At 55.7% G+C, this 17329-nt stretch carries 12 protein-coding genes and 1 pseudogene; 4 read left to right on the top strand and 9 right to left on the bottom strand.

From position 1 onward, the window contains the following. Positions 1–1015: pseudogene (locus ACIQ2T_RS05860) on the bottom strand (IS3 family transposase); the annotation flags it as partial. A gap of 67 nt (positions 1016–1082) precedes the next feature. On the opposite strand from ACIQ2T_RS05860, the gene ACIQ2T_RS05855 reads away from it, so the two are divergent. Beyond that, positions 1083–2660 (top strand): phage/plasmid primase, P4 family, encoded by a 1578-nt coding sequence (locus tag ACIQ2T_RS05855; RefSeq protein WP_397589998.1) that lies wholly within the window; start codon positions 1083–1085, stop codon positions 2658–2660. Between the two features lie 437 nt (positions 2661–3097). On the opposite strand, the gene ACIQ2T_RS05850 is transcribed toward ACIQ2T_RS05855, so the two are convergent. The 7 genes from ACIQ2T_RS05850 to ACIQ2T_RS05820 form a co-directional block, all read right to left on the bottom strand. Further along, positions 3098–4339 (bottom strand): alpha/beta fold hydrolase, encoded by a 1242-nt coding sequence (locus ACIQ2T_RS05850; RefSeq protein WP_397589997.1) that lies wholly within the window; start codon positions 4337–4339, stop codon positions 3098–3100. Between the two features lie 197 nt (positions 4340–4536). Then, positions 4537–6045 carry a class I adenylate-forming enzyme family protein gene (locus ACIQ2T_RS05845; RefSeq protein ID WP_397585608.1) on the bottom strand — a complete coding sequence of 503 codons (1509 nt, stop codon included), beginning with the start codon at positions 6043–6045 and terminating at the stop codon, positions 4537–4539. Between the two features lie 4 nt (positions 6046–6049). Next, on the bottom strand, positions 6050–7096 hold the full coding sequence (locus ACIQ2T_RS05840; protein WP_397585609.1) for a phosphotriesterase: 1047 nt from the start codon (positions 7094–7096) through the stop codon (positions 6050–6052). Beyond that, positions 7093–8382 (bottom strand): DJ-1/PfpI family protein, encoded by a 1290-nt coding sequence (locus ACIQ2T_RS05835; protein WP_397589996.1) that lies wholly within the window; start codon positions 8380–8382, stop codon positions 7093–7095. Before ACIQ2T_RS05835 ends, ACIQ2T_RS05840 begins: the two co-directional genes overlap by 4 nt. An 11-nt stretch (positions 8383–8393) precedes the next feature. Next, entirely contained in the window at positions 8394–10679 is a 2286-nt protein-coding gene (locus tag ACIQ2T_RS05830) for a TonB-dependent receptor (protein ID WP_397585611.1), read from the bottom strand. A 29-nt stretch (positions 10680–10708) separates the two neighbouring features. Next, on the bottom strand, positions 10709–13024 hold the full coding sequence (locus ACIQ2T_RS05825; RefSeq protein ID WP_397589995.1) for a penicillin acylase family protein: 2316 nt from the start codon (positions 13022–13024) through the stop codon (positions 10709–10711). Beyond that, on the bottom strand, positions 13021–13797 hold the full coding sequence (locus ACIQ2T_RS05820; protein ID WP_397585613.1) for a DJ-1/PfpI family protein: 777 nt from the start codon (positions 13795–13797) through the stop codon (positions 13021–13023). Before ACIQ2T_RS05820 ends, ACIQ2T_RS05825 begins: the two co-directional genes overlap by 4 nt. A 111-nt stretch (positions 13798–13908) precedes the next feature. On the opposite strand from ACIQ2T_RS05820, the gene ACIQ2T_RS05815 reads away from it, so the two are divergent. Genes ACIQ2T_RS05815 through ACIQ2T_RS05805 form a run of 3 tightly spaced genes read left to right on the top strand, consistent with a single transcriptional unit; the run spans position 13909 to position 16383 of the window. After that, the gene (locus tag ACIQ2T_RS05815) at positions 13909–14394 is read left to right on the top strand and encodes a MaoC family dehydratase (RefSeq protein WP_397585614.1); all 486 of its coding nucleotides are present in this window, start codon (positions 13909–13911) and stop codon (positions 14392–14394) included. After that, the gene (locus tag ACIQ2T_RS05810; protein WP_397589994.1) at positions 14391–15701 is read left to right on the top strand and encodes an MFS transporter; all 1311 of its coding nucleotides are present in this window, start codon (positions 14391–14393) and stop codon (positions 15699–15701) included. Before ACIQ2T_RS05815 ends, ACIQ2T_RS05810 begins: the two co-directional genes overlap by 4 nt. Next, positions 15676–16383: a TetR/AcrR family transcriptional regulator gene (locus ACIQ2T_RS05805; RefSeq protein WP_397589993.1), complete on the top strand. Its 708-nt coding sequence runs from the start codon at positions 15676–15678 to the stop codon at positions 16381–16383. Before ACIQ2T_RS05810 ends, ACIQ2T_RS05805 begins: the two co-directional genes overlap by 26 nt. 583 nt (positions 16384–16966) lie before the next feature. Here ACIQ2T_RS05805 and ACIQ2T_RS05800 read toward each other — a convergent pair. Next, on the bottom strand, positions 16967–17209 hold the full coding sequence (locus ACIQ2T_RS05800) for a DNA/RNA helicase domain-containing protein (protein WP_397589992.1): 243 nt from the start codon (positions 17207–17209) through the stop codon (positions 16967–16969). Positions 17210–17329: the final 120 nt, after the last annotated feature.

Below are 17329 nucleotides of genomic sequence, written 5' to 3'. Positions count from 1 at the left end.
CTTCGTGTTGACCATTTCTGACGCCAGATCAGCTCCGCCTTCAGCGATTTGAAGAACGTTTCAACAGATGCGTTGTCGTAGCAGTTGCCTTTGCCACTCATCGATGGCCGCAGGCCGTAGGCCTGCAATTTCTTTTGATAATCATAGGCGCAGTATTGGCTACCGCGATCAGAATGGAAGATGCAGCCTTCGGCAGGTTGCCGCAGGTTTACCGCCATATCGAGCGCCCTGATTGCCAGATCCTTTTTCATTCTGTCGCTGACCGCCCAGCCAACGACAAGGCGGCTGTGTAGATCAAGAACAACAGCGAGGTAGAGCCAACCCTCGGCAGTCCATATATAGGTGATGTCGCCTGCCCATTTTTGGTTGGGAGCAGCGGCAACAAAATCACCGTCAAGCCAGTTCGCAGCGATGCCCAGGCGATGATTACTGTTGGTGGTGACCTTGTGCTTGCGAGTGCGAACCGGCCTGATCCCGTTAATTCTCATTAAACGGCCAACACGGCGCTCGCCTACAGCGAGCCCCGCCTCCTTTAACTCCATCGTCATGCGAGGTCGGCCATAGCTGCCGAGACTGAGGCCATATTGTTCACGGATATGTGCCAGCACTTTCATGTCACCGCGTGATCGTCGGCTTGTCGGCCGTGCGTGCCAAGACCGGTAACCGCGTGTCGATACTTGCATCACGCGACACAACATCTCCACTGGCCAAACATGTCGCCAGCTGTGCACGAATGCGAACCTCACTACCGCTGGCTCGCGAAGAACTGGGTAGCCTTTTTTAGTATCTCCCTCTCCTCCTTGAGGATACGGTTCTCTAAGCGCAGGCGTTCATTCTCACGCGCCAAATCTGCCTGCGGTGCTGATACCAGATCGGTTGGCCGATATTGAGACACCCACTTGCCCAGCGTTGACAATCCAACGCCCAGGTCAGCAGCAACACGCCGCCGTGATAATCCGCTGGTCAATGCAATCCGAACGGCCTCTTGCTTGAAATCTTCTGTATGCTTCAACATCTCTTCGGTCTCCTTGTATGAGTGTTTAACTCTCAGGTGACCGGCGCAAAACCGGTACAAGTCCAGTATGACGGCTGGATCAGAACATCCGCGTGGGCCGGTGGCAGAAGAACCGAAGCGTGTTGCCCGCTCTTTCGAGGAGATGATTGCAGAGGCAGAGACGCTCACAGAGGACGATTTGGACGAGGCGGGTGAATTGGCTAACGAGGCCTACAATCTCCCATCTACCCGCCGTGAAGCAGTCCTGAAGGCTATTAAAATGGCGACGGGCATCTCATTGGCGGCTTTGCGAGAGTTTGGCGTGGCTGACCGTGCAGAACAATATGCGTTGGCTAATCCTGAGCCTGACCATCTGGAACTGGCGCGGGCGGTGATTGCACGGATAGGGCCACAGAACATCGTCGTCGATGGCGCTGGGTTCTGGCAATGGCGCGATAAGGGCGTTTGGCAGCTTCAAGAAGAGGCTGTGCTTAAACAGGCGATCCAGTATGTGTTGGAGGAGCAAGGCGAGCGGGTTATCGCTAACACAGTTTCCGGTGTGTCGACGACCCTGCGAAGCCACGCTTTTCAGAGAGACCACCGTTTTGATATCGGCAATCCTGAAACAATTAACTGCCTGAATGGCCAGTTGGAGTTGGAGTTGGATATTGATATTGGCTGGGAACTGAAACCACACAATCGGAACGACTACCGAACTACACAGATACCGGTTGTTTATGAACATGGCGCAAAGGCGCCGAACTTCATGCAGTTCCTGGAAGACGTATTTCGAGACGATGAGGATAAAGAAGCCAAGAAGACATCCCTTCTTGAGTTAATTGGCTACACGTTGACGTCCCATGCTCGCCATGAGAAATTTGCTATCCTGATCGGTTCTGGGGCTAACGGCAAAAGCGTGCTGCTATCGATCTTGGAGAGGCTGTGTGGGCATGAAAACGTGGCGGGTGTTCAACCGAGCAACTTCGACAACAGGTTTCAGCGAGCGCATCTCCATGGCAAGTTGGCAAATATCGTCACCGAGCTAAGGCAGGGCGAAACCATTGCAGATGCGGAACTGAAGGCGATTACTTCAGGCGAACCAGCTACGGTTGAGCATAAGCACCAAACGCCGTTCGTCATGAGGCCTTTTTCGACCTGCTGGTTCGGAACCAATCACATGCCGCACACGCGGGACTTCAGCGCGGCGTTGTTTAGGCGTGCCATCATCTTTCGCTTCGGCCGGACGTTCGCAACGCATGAGCAAGACCCGAATTTAAAAGACAAGCTGATGACCGAACTGCCCGGTATATTGAACGAAGCGATCTGGGCGTACGCGCAAGCGGTGCTGGGCGGTAACGGCTTCACTGAAGCACCATCATCGGTTGAAGAAAAGAAGGCTTGGCATTTGGAGGCTGATCAGGTGGCTGGCTTTGTCGATGAATGCTGTTTCCGTGAACCCACTGGTGTGGTTCCGATTGGCGAACTATTTAAGTTTTACGAGGAATGGGCAAAGGGTAGTGGGATTAAGCTAACGCTCAACAAGAAGAACTTCCGGTCGCGGCTCGATAACTTGGGTTTCCAGCAGGGGCCGAGGCGAGAGGCCAGATCAGTGCTGGGGCTGCAAATCGACCCAGTGGTGCGGGCTGAGTTGGGAGGCTTCTATTAGCGGCGTGACGCATGTGACGCATGTGACGTATTTCAAAACATTATTATAATATTGCAGAGATTTATTATTGTATTATTTTGATTTATATACGCAGGAGGTAATTATATTTTATACATGTCGTACAGTTGAAAAAGTGGTGAGAATAAAAAACATAACAACACACAAAACAGAATATTATAATAATTTTTGAGATGCGTCACATGCGTCACGCTGGTACAAAAAACACACGAATACCCTCACAGATGATGGCTCGCTGCACGCATATGGCGCTGAAAATTGGGTCCTCCCAGAGGTTTTCCAGCCTCGGGTGATTACGACCCCCATGTTCCCGCAGAGTGACGAATTTCCAAAACCAATGACTAGGCCAACGCTCCGCTAAACTTCGAAGCCATCAGTGCCAAATGTTCTGACGACGGACAGCGCGAGTCCGTACAGTCTTAAAATTTCCTCTTTGAAAATGTCGGAGGTTTGGCCTTCGGATCCGCACAGACCCAGCGCCTGAATTTTTCCGGATCACGCAGGAATTTTCGCGCAGACTGTCGGGCACAGCTGTTATTCAAACTCAGTTGGTGCGTGGTGTAAGGAAACAGGAGCAACCTGCCATTTCGATATCGTTTAACTGCATCTACCGAGAGCTCGGCGGGGCACCCCGCATCTATGCCTGCTGCCATGAAAAGAACGGGAATATCAGAACGGACTGGCGACTGTTCTGAGCGAGGTGGAACAGAGGGACGAAAAGCAGGGCATGCTTCGGAATAGCGGCTCATCGTGATCGCGACCGCCTCAGCGAGCTGATCGCCTTTGCCGTTTGCAAGAACGCGCTTGGATTGTTCAAATGGCAATTCTTCATTACACATCACCGCCATGTGCAATCCGTCGCTATAGCCCGCATCAGAATGCTCAAAGGCAATAAGAGGCGCGAGATTTCCGCGCGTAATACGGTCGATATCGCGTGGCAGATTTTCGACCCGTGCGGCATCATAGACGGACTCTGTAAGAAAAAGCGCCAGTCTGCGGGCTTTTTCCCGATCATCGAAATTGCCCGATTCCAGCCATGCCCGAACGGTTTTTTCAAGCTTTTGCTCAAGATTCGGGAACTGCGCTAAGCAGCGAGGTTGCCGCTCGCAAAAGCGCAGCAGTTCGCGAGCCTCTCTCGAAACCCACGCAGGTCCGGGCTCTGTCCATTTTGCTTCGGGTGGCCAAGGAGAATCGTAGACGATCGCCCGCAGACCTTGCGGTTGGTGTAGAAGCGTCGTGGCCGCAACACGTGTCCCGTATGACAGGCCATAAAGATCAAATTGCTTTGCGCCAACTGCCTTGCGGATTTCCTGAATGTCGAGTGCAACGTTTCGAGAATGATATTGACCGAGATCAATACCCTTCTTTTGAAACATCTCTCCGCACTCGATTAGCTTGCCCACCTCTGCTTCAGAGGCGGGTCCTGAATCGTTAAGGACGACAGGCCCGCAGTCAAGGCGGGGTATGGCTTTCCCGGTTCCACGTTGGTCAAAGAATATCCAGTCCTGATCTTGTGCGACAAGCTCCTTACCGATGGGCGAGTTGAGCGCTTCGGCCAGATCTTCAAGGACGGAGCCGCCTGGCCCTCCATGGAGGTAAATTACAGGTGGCAAGCCGGACATGGGGGCAACGGCACGCACAATTACCAGTTCCAGAATCACAGAATTACCCCCCGGCTGAGCCCAGTTTTCCGGCACAGTCAGAGTAGCGCATTCAACAGTCCGCCCTGTCGCGACCAGTGCAGGATCGCAGACATGATAAGTGGGAGTATCTTCTTTCTCCGCGCAGCCTACCAGACTCAAGAGCAACAGGACGAATGCAAAACTAGCCAATAACGGCGAGAGACGCGTCTGGCCCGTCATCCCGAAATCAGTTTGGCCAAGGCTTGCTTGTCCACCTTCCCGATCGGCAGCATTGGCATTTCATTGACACGGAGAAACCGCTTGGGAACCTTGTAGTTGGCAAGCCGCGCACGGCATGCGCTTTCGATTGCGAAGAGTGCGGAGTCATCGCCCGAACAGGCGATGACAGCTACGCCCACTTCCCCATACAGTGGGTCTGCCGCGGGCAATACCGAGACGGCGCGCACGCCGTCCAAACCCTCGATCAGCATTTCTATCTCGCGCGGATAGACGTTGTAGCCGCCCGATTTGAACATTTCCTTTGCCCGCCCCGTGATGCGGATTGATCCATCCTTGTCCTGCGCGCCGAGATCGCCTGTGCCGAACCAGCCTGACCGTGCGGGCTGACCAAGATAGCCAGCAAACATCCACTCGTCATTTATCTGGATTTCGCCCTGTTCGCCTTGATGAACAGGTTCGTTTGTGCCCGGCATGACAATGCGGACCACTCGCCCCGGATCTGCCCAACCAACGGTTTCGAAAAGCGATTCCGGACGGTCTGTTAGCGGACTGAGCGTGATCGCGCCTATGCTTTCGCTCATGCTGTAATCGACACCGATCCGGTCCGCGACGCTCGCCAATCGACAGATCAGCGTTTCGGGCGCGCGTCCGCCACTCCAGATGGCGGCTTGCAAACTAGCCCAGTCAGTCTTTTCCGCTTGCGGATCATCAAGGCACATCTGGAACATGGTCGGGGCCTGATACCAATAAGTTATGCCCTCCTTCTCGATAATCCCCAACGTCCCTTGTGCGGAAAACTTGTCTAGAAAAACCTGACAGCCGCCGCTGACAAGCGCAGTACAGGCAAGATCACCCAGTCCGCCAACGTGATTGATCGGCACATTGTTGATCGTCCGGAATGGTGCGACATACCAGACTCGGGACCTCACCTGCGCGCCGCGGATCAATCCCTTGTGCGTCAATCGCGCGCCTTTGGCGGTGCCGGTTGAACCTGAAGTATAGACCAGTGCAGCCACCGGGTTCGACGCCCGTTGCAGAGATGGACACGCCACCCATTTGTCATCGTCGAACGTGAGCGTACGTGCCCCCATCGCAGCAAGTTCAGCGAGTTCCGCTGCATATTGCCGCCCAGCGATTTCCTGCCTTGCGAGCAGGACAGAAGGCTTGGCATCGCTGATCAACTGGCGCATTTCATCCAGCCGGTATTTGGGATTGATGCCGAGCCAGACTCCGCCGAGCCGGGCGGTTGCCAGGAACGCGGTAATGAAGTCGATGGAGGGCGGTGCCAATGTTGCCACTACATCCCCTTCGCCAATGCCCAATGAAGACAGCCGCTCGGCCAATGTATCGACCCGCTGACTCAGGCCTTTGTAGGTCAGCCGCGCTGCTCCTTCCACGCAAGCCTCAGCATCGGGCGTGTACTCCGCCCAATGATCCAGATAGTCTTCGATTCTCTCGAAGGGCGGAGTGAGCGACTCCAGCAACTCTGCAAGTGGATTGGCCATGTCGCTAACCAAGCGTTAGAAGACGGCGCGGTGTGCCAACCATGATCATGTCAATCTCAATATCCGAGAACCCCCGCCGCCGCATCATCGGCAGGATGTTGCGGAAGATATGACCATAACCATGTCCCCCGAGTGACGAGAGGCGTGTGCGCTGGCAGATGTCCTGCGAGATCGCAATCTGTGTTAAGTGCCCCCGGTCTATGAGCTTACGCAGTACGGTCAGGCGGGACGCATCATTCGGCATATCGATAGCTTCGTTGAGTTTGTAGTAGCTTGATTCCATGCCGAACAGGTCCAGCTCTATGACGACGCCCATGTCGGCAAGTCGGAAAAGCCTGTCATCGTCAAAGATGGTCCTGTCTATATGGCTGATTATAGTGCGGGTCAGGTCAGCCCCTTCATTTCGCAGGAAGTCCGCAATCTCCTGTGGCTGGTCCGCATCGCGACCAGGATGGACAGACAATGCCGCACCGGTTGCTTGCTGGGCGATTGCAGCGCCCTTCATGATCCGCTTCTCCTGAGGCGTCCACGGTGCTTGGCAGCCGATTTCGCCTATTAGACCCGCCCGGATATCCGTTCCCCATGCGCCATCGCGGACCTGAGCTATCATTTCCTGTGCAAAGTCATCCACGCCGCGCGCGCCATTGGCAGCGGGTTGATATTCTTCGACATAATGGCCACATCCCATAACGATATGGACACCGGTTGCTTGCGAAACAGCCTTTAAGCCTGAGGGGTTTGGGTTGAGGCCGCCGCAGGAGAGTTCGACTATGGCCGTACCTCCCACCTCTTGCAGGCGCTTCACCTCCGTGATGGCGAGTTCGACGGAATCGAGCAGATAATTGCCGGGGGCCAGAACCTCTCCATAATCAATGGCATGCCGATTTTCGAGAGTTACATGCGCACCGATTTGCTCCAGAGCCTTCCATGACGGTGGACGAATGTCGCATAGGATATGTTCGTGCAACAGCGTCGGGCCGAGTTGATCGGGTGAAATGGGACCAAGAACGGTCTGAATCGTGCCGCGATTCACATCTTTGATTGAACTCACTGTCGCTCTCCCCACCAATCGCGTTTCTTGATGCGGATGGCGGAGGCCAGCGCATTATGTTGTAAAATAGCGCGAGCTTGGTCGATCACGTCCTGACGGGCAAGAGGCAGCGCGCCGGAACGGAACGGCGGTGCCGGTTTGTAGGGAATCCCGGCTTGAATGGTCGTCCCGACATCTTTCCCGTAAAGTTCGCCAGTCAAAGACAGGGCAAAGTCGATGCCTGCCGATACGCCGGCTGCTGTCAGCGTGCTACCCTGATCCAAGTAGCGCGCGTGCTCAAAGCGCGATCCCTTGGCCTCCAGCGCGGCTTGCGACGCCCAGTGCGTTGTTGCTGGCTTGCCTTTGAGCAAACCAGTTTCGGCAAGGATCAACGCCCCGGTGCAAACGGATGCGATCTTCCGGTCGCTGGCATGGTGCTGCATGAGCCAAGACTTTACACGCGGATCGGATTTGATCCACTCTGTCCCGATAGAGCCGCCGGGAACAAGAATGAGATCTGGCTCTGCCGCGCTGCCAATCACGGCATTCGGACGAAAGTAGAAATTGCCCATATCATTGTTAACCGTTGCGCCAGACACGCCAACAAGATCGAGTGTGATGGCAGGAACCATCGACAGCACGGCATAGGGCCCGAACGCATCAAGCGCTGTCATACCTTCATAAATCAGGATGGCGATGCGCATGGGTGGGGCACCGGGAAGCTTGACAGCGGGGCCTGCTGCGAATGGTGGTGCCGGATCATATTCGATGGCTAGTTGCAAGGCTTCAGCCATGCTTCTCCCCTCAAGCCGGGCCGCGATCCGCAGGGATTCGTCAAGCGCCGCTGCACCTCCTTCCGCCGCAACGATCCGCTTGCCATCGGGTTCAAGTCCCGCAGCTTCGAGCCAGCGCCGTCCTTCGCCCAATGCAAGGATTGCCCGCGCCCGCTGGGAGTGGGACCGCAGCCAACCGATCTCGGGTTGGGTCGGGCTGGCCCGCACGCCGCCATTCAGGATAATGACATCGGCACCATCAATGCTAGCCAATCTGGCGGTCTCCAGAGCCAGCGGCCCTGTTGCCGCTACTACCGGCGCACCGCTTGCACTGGCAAGGACCGGGTTGGCATCCGGAAGGCGGCCCAATATCTCGGCGGGGCCAGCCAGATCGAGCAGACCGAACCCGTCTGCGACAAGCTGCACGACGGCGCGACGGCCCTTTTGCCAATGCCAGGCTCCCAGCCCCCCCGCCACAACGAGGCCGGTTGCGCCCAGTCCGGCCCCAATAAGGTGTCGTCGCCCGAGCTTCACCCCGCCGCCGATCAGAAATCTGCGCGGAAGGACACACCCGCAGTCCGCGGCTGAACGGTGAAGCCACGCTCACGCGACGGGATCAGCCCGAAGCTCGACAACTGGTTGGAAATGACGGGTGCCTTGTCGAACAGATTGTCCACATAAATCGTCGCTTTAACCGCTCCGAAATCGAGCCCAGCGCGAAGGCCAACCAATGTATAATCATCCTGAAACTTGTTTGGATTGGTCCGATCGAAATCGCGGAACGACTTGCCGATGTGGCGCACATTGGCAAGGATATGAGCATCGGTGCCAAAAGGTCCATTAAAGCCATAGCGCGCGTTGAGATTGGCCGAAAATTTGGGTGTATTCTGCAAGGCGGTGCCTTTGAGTACACCTAGCTCCGGAATGTCCTGGGCGATCTTTGCGCTGTTGAAGTTCACACCGCCGAACAGCGCGAACTCGTCCACCAGCTTAAGATTGAAATCGGCCTCCAGCCCGTGAATGCGCGCTTTGCCGAAATTCTGGGTGGATGCTGCCCCGCAGCTGGGGAAATAGAGCTGCTGGATATTCTTCCAGTCAATTGAATAGGCTGCCGCGTTGAACGTCAGTTTGCGGTCCGACGTCTGGGTTTTGAGGCCGATTTCATAGTTCCACAGCGAGTCCGCACGATAAGGATCTACATTGCCGTCCGCATCGATGCCGATGCCTGCCGCTGCATATTGAGTACGGCACCGCGTGGCAAAAAGCGGTGTCAACCTGCGTCCCGGTCCGCCGGGCCGGAAGCCCCTCGATGCAGTCGCATAGACAAGATTGCCGGGCGAAATCTTGTAACTCAACGAAGCACGCGGGCTGAAGCCATCTTCCTTGCTCCGGGTGATGGCGGTCGGTGCCAGTTGGGTAGAGGTGAGCTTGTAGTCATAATAACGCAATCCGGCGGAAAAGTTGAGCTTTTCCGTGATGTCGTAACTGGCTTCTCCGAACAGCGCGAAATGCTTGCGGGTGCCTTCGCTTGCTGTCGAGAACAGGATGCCTTGCGGGTAAAAACTGGCGGCAATCGGGAATTTCACGAGAAGATCGCTCGATTGAACCAGCGAGGTTCCACTTGTCTTTCGGTCCTCATAAAAGGCACCAACGACAAAGCCGAAGGGCCCCTTTCCTGTAGAGGTCAGTCGGACTTCCTGCGTAAACTCCTTTTCGCGCCCCGCTCCGTCGAAATTGCCGATCACAGCAACCCGCGGCAGCCCAACTGACGGAAGAAAGGTTTCGCGCAAATAGTCCGATCCATCTTCGCTAAAGCTGGAGCGCCGCCGGTTCAGCGTGCTGGAAGAGAGCAATTCGACAGCGCCGAGATCTGCTTTCACGAGCAAGTTGGCAATCGTCACTTTGTCGCGCAGATATTCATCGGCCACGACCATGCGGCGCTGATCGCTCGCCTTGGGAGGCACGTCCATTGATCCTACACCGCCGCGCGTGTTCTGGTGCAACACCGATGGCGTGATCTCCACCGTGTCCCCGAGTTTGAGCAGTAACGCAGCGCGAAGAGACAGGGATTTGTCGGGATTTACGTCTTTGAAAATCTGAGTTGGTCCAACCGGATCACGATTGGCTCCGGTGAACCCGCCTGGGGCTACAATCTTGTCAATATAACCATCCCTTCGACGATAGCTGCCTGCAACACGTAATGCGGCAACATTCTCCGCAATCGGCAGATTGATCATGCCATTGGCCTGCCAGTTGAATCCTCCATCACGCGTGAAGGAGCCGTCTCCCCCCACAGCCCCAGCAACGGTAGACAGATCGGGCACGTTGTTGATGATGCGGATTGTCCCCCCCATAGAGCTACCGCCAAACAATGTACCCTGCGGTCCGCGCAACACCTCGACACGGGCCACATCAAAGTAGAGCGGTTCGACAATCGACTGAACCGTTCCGCCCGGCTGGGCTGGGGCTTCGTCAATATAGAAGCCGGTTGTTGCCGCATTTCCGCGTTCCGAGGCAACGCCCCGAATAAATACAGTGCGATAGGCCGGGCCACCATCCTGCATCGTGATGCCGGGAACCGCAGTTGCCAGTTCAGCCGTGTCAGACAAGCCTTGTTCGTCTAGCTGGTCCCCTGAAAGCGCGGCGACGCTGATTGGAACATCCTGAAGAGCCTCTTCACGCTTGCGCGCGGTGACGATGATTTCGCTACTGGACGCGTTTTCCTCTCCGGTCGACTGCGCTTTGACCGGCTGAGGCAACACGACCAACGATACGCCCGCCATTAGCAGTAGATTAAGCGATTTGGCTCGACGTGTGTGATTATACTTCATTTTCAATAGCCTCCCAGTGCTTGAGGATTTCATTTGATCGAATGGGTCTCGCCCACTTGGGCCGCCCCGATGTCCGCTTCAGAGAACCGGACGTCTGCCCAACGTCCCGCCGAATAGAGTTCAGTCATGTCGGCAAAGTGTGGTGATTGCGGATTGGACGATTGCGAGTAGGTCAGAAGGAACCGTCCCTTCGGTCCCGAAGGCAGAAGCGAGACGGCATGGATGTAGGAATCCCCTGTCAGCGCATCGGTGAAGGCCTTTCCCTTTTCCGGATTGGCGAAACGAATCAGATGATAGGCGTATCGACTGCCGGAAATGGGCAGCTTCTTGCCATTGCGCTCTACAAACTGGACGTCGCCCAGAGGTGCATCGATCGCCAGCTCCGCACTGTTCAGCTTATAGGCGGCGGTTGCCAAAGCTGTCCGAGTGGCGGCATCTGAAACGAACCCGCGTGGAGTTTCCACCGGGCGTGCAGGATCGAACGGAACGCGCCAATATTTGGGCGTGAGGGCAAAGCCCGTCATCGGCACATGATCGAGTTGCTCAAGAAATACGCGGAACAACGCGGAGCTGCGCGATGTAGTGCCATCTTTGCGATCCCATGCAGCGAGCACTTCGCAGGGGGCACGAAGGTTGACATCTCCGAAGCCCGCTACCTTGACCGATGGGTTGGCGCGGCAGTCCGAGACGACATCATCAAGGATAAGGTCGGCTGTAAGATTGCGGGCACTGTAGAACTTTTCTTCCCAGTTTTGGGGAGTGACGCCCTTGTCCGGACCAGCCATGATTTCACGGGCGTATGTGATGGCGATGCGCGAACGCTCTCCCCGCGCCGTGTTTTCTGGCCCAATCACCTTGGGAAAGCCTGTCAGGCGCCGGTTGGTGTCAAACGAAGGGAGCCAGTGGCTGTCGTTTGAGTTGAAGGTGAAATCACTCTGAAAAGTTTCAGGCCTGTTTGCCGCCGGAATGATCCCGGGCTGGCGGGCGCGCTTATCGATCGTCCAGCCACAACCCGCCAGCGACCCATTAAGCACGGTCACGTCGGCAATGTCCATCAACGCACGGGCTGGGCCCGTAACAAGACAGCGATCCAGCTGGGCGTCGGTCACATTTCCGGCAACCGACAGGTTTGAATAATAGGCCTCCCCGCTTCGGTCTGCCGCCGTAACATTGGACCATGGGCTACCATGATGTTTTTTGAGGGCGACTGAAATTGCACGCACCGATTGGGCTTTCGCCAAAGCTAAAAACTGTTCTCCAAAACGCAGATTTTCGCGTTCGGGATCAGCGAAAGCATAAACCCGCTCCGGCGTCCAAGGCAGCATCTGGCCGGCGATCACTGGACCATAGCGTGTTTCCCAGAAGGTCCTTCGAATGATCCCTTTTGAGGTCACTACCTCGATAGGCACTGCGCGCATCGGCTCACTCTTGCCATCGACGAGATAACGTGTTGGATCAGCCTGATCGACATTGATCTCGTAAACAGTCGCGCGCCGGTCTGTAGTGTGAGTGATGCCCCAACCTGCAGCGTCGTTGAAGCCCATCATCGGAAATGGCAGGCCAGACGCAGTCCCGCCGAACACATTGATTTTCCCTGGTACCGACAAATGCATGATGTGAAGGCGCGCGGTACCTTTCCACGTGTAGTGCGGATTTGCAAAGCTGAAACCGCCCACGCCACCAGACACACCCTCCTTCCCGAAAGCCGCCGCATTAGATCCGCCAAGCATCACCTTTTTGACGTTCGAAAGCGCAAATTTTGTGTCGGGCAATATGACCGCCTGCTTGCCTGCTGGTGGAGCCGCTGCAGCCATTTCGCGGACAAGAGCGGCACTGGTTTCCAGCAAAGGTATGTGCAACATCAGTCGATAGACATCATCCTCACGCAAGGGTCGGAACCAAGGCTGGCTGCGGCAGTCTTCACCCGGCAACGCAAGAGCCGTGGCATGACGATTGAAGCCTTCAACAAATCCGGCGACCAAATCGCGCATGTCTGAGGAGCTGCTTGCCTTGAGCCGCTTCACCTTTGCGTCAGGCAGCAGAAAGAGATGAGCCGCATCACTGTCAGCATTGGAAATCGCACCGCCCGCGAACAGGTCGACATAGGTCGCCGCTGGATCAAAGTGGCGACTTCGCTCTCCCGCCAGCCTAACAGCCTGTTCAACATTGGCGCACAGATTGTCACGCGCAAAGGCCCAGCCATAACCCTTGCCTGCACCCTTAATGGTTGTGGCAAGAACATGGGCAACCCCAAATTCCGTGAAGCGCACTTCAGCGTCCGGTCCAGCCAATGCTGGAGACGAAATCAGGGCCACGCTTGCCGTGAGAAGCGTCCGGACCTTCAAAGGGCTAACGCCTTCTTGCGACGGGCAATCGCCTGGTCGAATGCGCCGGTAACACCCCCATAATAGCTTTCGACAAATTTGGTCACGTCGGGTGGTGCCTTTTCAGGAGAGCCCGCATCGAATGGGGGATCAGGATCATATTCGATGGACAGTTGCACCGCTTTGGCGAGCTTCTCATTGCTCAGCACCGATGCAATTGTCAGTGCCAGATCGCTGCCAGCAGTCACACCTGCGCCCGTTATGACATTACCGTCGATCACAACGCGGCGGTTGGTGGGAATCGCACCCAACGCTGCCAGTCGATCGCGTACAACCCAGTGGCTGGTTGCCTGTTTCCCTTTCAATAATCCTGCCGAAGCAAGGATCAGCGAACCAGTGCACACGCTTGTTACAAAACGCGCCTTTGCCGCCCGGCTTGCGACAAAGGCGAGAATTTCAGGATCCTCCATAGCCGCCACGGTGCCGGTACCGCCGCCAGGTACAAAGATCACATCCACATTCTCTGGGCATTCGGCAAATGTTGCATTGGCTTCAATACCGATTCCCGAAGACGGGATCACACCCTTTTGCTTCCAAAGGATCTGGATGTCGTGCGTCGCCATTGACGAGAAGACGGCAAAAGGAGCGACAAGGTCCAACGCGAACATGCCCGGATAGGCCAGCATCGCAATTACGGGACGCCCATTTGTCGCAGCTGCAGCAAGTTTTGCATCCGTCAAGGCGGCCCCAACCCCGGTGGCCACAGCCAATTGCAATAGCGTACGACGATCCATCCCATCACTCCATTCAACAAGGCTAGTGAACACTAGGTTATATACTAGTCTTGACTAAGTTTTTTTATACTGTCAACAGGGGACGAGTTTTTACCTGCTCAGGACGATCGAATGAACGCGCATTTACCGCATAAGACATGGGAAACAGGGGCTCTTCTGGGCACGTCGTCCTGGTATACGATTGACCAGCAGCGGATCGATGGCTTTGCGGTGCTGACCGATGATGAGGAACCGTTGCACAATGATCCGGATTGGTGCCGGGAAAACAGCCCGTTCGGCCGCACTATTGCGCATGGCTTCCTCACGTTGTCTTTGCTGACGCGCTTTATTAGTGAGATTACCGGCAACGCGCTCGTTGGCACGGTCGAAAAGATCGGTTTTCCCCTCAACTATGGATTTGACCGTATCCGCTTCATCAGCCCAGTTCCTGAGGGCAGTAGGATCCGTTGCCACGCCACCCTGCAGGATCGAGAACCGCACAAGGACGGCGACATGTTGCGTTTTCTCGTCTCGATTGAAGTCGAGGGCTTGGAAAAGCCCGCGCTGACTGCGGAGTGGCTGACCCTCTGGGTCTCAGACGGACTCATTTCCGCATGACGCAATCCGTTGGCGTGAAACCTGCCTGGGGATTGGCTGTTCTGCTGTTTGCGGCCAACAGCTTTTCATTCGTGGATCGGATGATCCTGACTCTCCTCGTTGAACCGATCAAGGCAGACCTTGGTGTCAGCGACACGATGATCAGTCTCCTTCACGGTTTGGCCTTTGCCTTGTTCTACGCTCTGGCAGGGCTGCCGCTTGGCTGGCTGGCAGACAGGGCACACAGGCCGCGCCTGATCGCCACAGGGGCAACGCTTTGGTCTGTCATGACAATAGCGACCGGCCTTGCGCGTACCTTCCCAGCCATGTTCGCTGCACGTGCGGGGGTGGCCGTTGGTGAGGCTACGCTGTCACCTTCTGCCATTTCCCTTCTGTCAGACCGCTTTCCACCCGACAAGTCCGCGCGAGCCATCGGCCTGTTCCAATCCGGCATTTTTGTGGGCAGCGCCCTGGCTCTGATCCTTGGCGGACAGTTGCTTGGCTTGGCCGGACAGCTTCCTGCGCCGGTCGGCAATATGGAGCCTTGGCGCGCAGTGTTTGTGGTGGCGGGTTTGCCTGGGCTGGTGATTGCCTTGCTCGTCCTTTTTGTGGCTGAACCAAGAGCTAGGCAGGACGAGGGCGTGCTGCGCACGGACTCTTCTCTACTTAGCGCAGTACACCATGTTCGCATCCATTTCCGCACACTAGGCCTGTACATTCTTGGTGCGACCGTTGTTACGGTTCTGGCCTATGGCGTGCTGGCCTGGATGCCAACGGTGCTTGTCCGTGTACACGCTCAAAGCCAGCAGCAGGTCGGACTTGCACTCGGTGTCGCCAATCTGGTGCTTGGACCTGCCGGAGTTTTACTCTCTGCATGGCTCCTGGATACGGCGCGCCGAAACAAAAAGGCTGCGGCACCGGCAACTTTGCTGCTTGCCTGTTGCCTTCTGCTTGGCGTAGCCACAGCCGCGTTCAGTTTTGCCCCGGATCCCACTGTTGCGATTGCAGCAGCATCCCTTCTCATTTTTGCGCAGAGCTTGCCATATGGGATTATCTCGGCGGCATTATCCGGTCTTGCGCCGCCCGGTCTGCGCGGACAGATCGTCGCACTATACCTTCTCATTTCCAATCTTGCTGGGCTAACATTGGGGCCGCTGATCGTAGCCACCTTTACAGATCGCCTATTTGGCAAGCCAGAGATGGTCCACATGTCTTTAGCTCTTTTGCCGCTTGTCACTTTGCCCTTCGCAGTGGCCGCACTGTTAACTTGCCGCGCCGGTTTGCTGGACCTACATGCACGTGATGACGAAACCACTGTCCGAACTTGAAGTTGCTGACCTCGCCTTCAGCTTTCGCGAATGGCTTGTAGAGAGACAGGATCAGGTCAAAGGCCGCCGGAAGGGCGAACGAACGCGTGACCGAATCAGGCTTGCAACTGTCGATTTGCTCAACGAACGCGGGTTTCGAGAGCTGCGTGTCTCCGACGTGTGTGAGCGCGCTGCGATCACGCCGCCTGTGCTCTATCTCTATTTCAACAGCAAGCAGGCGCTTGTTGAAGACGTCCTGCGCGAATTTCTCGATAGATTCTCGCTTCAGCGCGCCCGGCAGCCCGCACAAACCGCGTACGAGTCCATTCGCGAAGCCAATTTGCGCTGGATTTTGTGGGCCAAGGCGAATTCTGGCCTGATCCAGTGCCTTTTCGAATTTTCAAACGAAATTCCGGAATTCGGTAGCCTTTACGCCAAGGCAAACCATGAATGGCATCTGCGGACAGCACAGGCCATCATGCGTCGCTTCCCGCCCAATCATATGGACCTGCCATCGCTGCATCTGACCATAATTGCACTCGGTGGAATGATGGATGATATCACACGCAAACTATATTCGATGCCAGACAGCAATATGCTAGGGCTGGTCAACGAGGTAGCGGGCAGTGATGAGCATTTGGCTGATTTCCTGTCCCACATATGGTTCAAGACGCTCTATCCGGCAAGCCCGCGCGTACCTTGACCAGCAAAAACGGCGCTGACTGAAGCGTGCATTCCTCAAAATCCGCAATAAAGAATGGCTGGCTTAGATAGCCGCGCTGGGTTCCCGAACGACAATATTGTTAACGTGTGTAGTCAAATCGAATGTCTCTCTTGGAGCAATACCTTTGCGCGTCGTAACGCCTTTAATGTCTCGAAGGTTGCCATGGCACGTCATGCTGATCGACATCTATTTCGCGCAATCAACCGAGCAAAATAATATATAAGAATGAACTGTGGTTCCCATAAGCCAGAATAGGGGGTGCCACCCCGGTGGGGGCACGTCATGGCGGGATCGAACTGGTGGAACAAATGGTGGAATGAATAGAATAATTAAATTATATTTGTATAATATATAATTAATACAATATTATAACTGCAGGGTTCGAATCCCTATCTCTCCGCCAATTCTAACGTATTTCCTTAAAATTTTCGAAGAAATACGTGTTACCCCACCACTTGTCCCACCACTTCAACGATGTCAGCAGGCCTGCTTGATGCAAGTAGAGCTGAGCGGGCTGTAATTGCCAGCAATCACCGGACGAGACTTCGCGGCTTCGCTAACCTTATTTGATTTCCGGAATGCCGCACGAAACCAAGAACGCATACGTCTCGTCATAAAACGCCGGCGGTCGAGTGGCGTCCTGTGCGTCGCCGTGCGGCACGAACACGATCAGACCCTGCCTCGCCCGCGTCAGCAGGACACGATACGCGTTCAGGAGATACAGCTGGTTCGTCTCGTTGCGAACCTGCTGCCATTTGGTGCCCTTGAAGGCGTAAAGCTGCCAAACATCGTCAGCCCGACGCAAATCACCATCCTAGCAACGCGCGTATTCCGCTCACCCGATGATTTGCAGGTCTGTGAACGCCAGCGGGGTCGCTGCTCCGAGCGTAGCGACCAACACCGCCGCGCTGCCTGAGGCGTTACC

Origin of the sequence: Sphingorhabdus sp., from assembly GCF_044357595.1 — a bacterium.
GTDB lineage: Bacteria > Pseudomonadota > Alphaproteobacteria > Sphingomonadales > Sphingomonadaceae > Sphingorhabdus_B.
The sequence above is the reverse complement of the archived record's forward strand: the minus strand, read 5'-3'. Positions and strand labels throughout refer to the sequence as shown.

Bases quoted from the DNA above. Each gene is read 5' to 3' on its own strand.
- ACIQ2T_RS05855 (WP_397589998.1), top strand. From the start codon at position 1,083: ATGACGGCTGGATCAGAACATCCGCGTGGGCCGGTGGCAGAAGAACCG.
- ACIQ2T_RS05845 (WP_397585608.1), bottom strand. From the start codon at position 6,045: ATGGCCAATCCACTTGCAGAGTTGCTGGAGTCGCTCACTCCGCCCTTC.
- ACIQ2T_RS05830 (WP_397585611.1), bottom strand. From the start codon at position 10,679: ATGAAGTATAATCACACACGTCGAGCCAAATCGCTTAATCTACTGCTA.
- ACIQ2T_RS05820 (WP_397585613.1), bottom strand. From the start codon at position 13,797: ATGGATCGTCGTACGCTATTGCAATTGGCTGTGGCCACCGGGGTTGGG.
- ACIQ2T_RS05815 (WP_397585614.1), top strand. From the start codon at position 13,909: ATGAACGCGCATTTACCGCATAAGACATGGGAAACAGGGGCTCTTCTG.
- ACIQ2T_RS05810 (WP_397589994.1), top strand. From the start codon at position 14,391: ATGACGCAATCCGTTGGCGTGAAACCTGCCTGGGGATTGGCTGTTCTG.
- ACIQ2T_RS05805 (WP_397589993.1), top strand. From the start codon at position 15,676: ATGACGAAACCACTGTCCGAACTTGAAGTTGCTGACCTCGCCTTCAGC.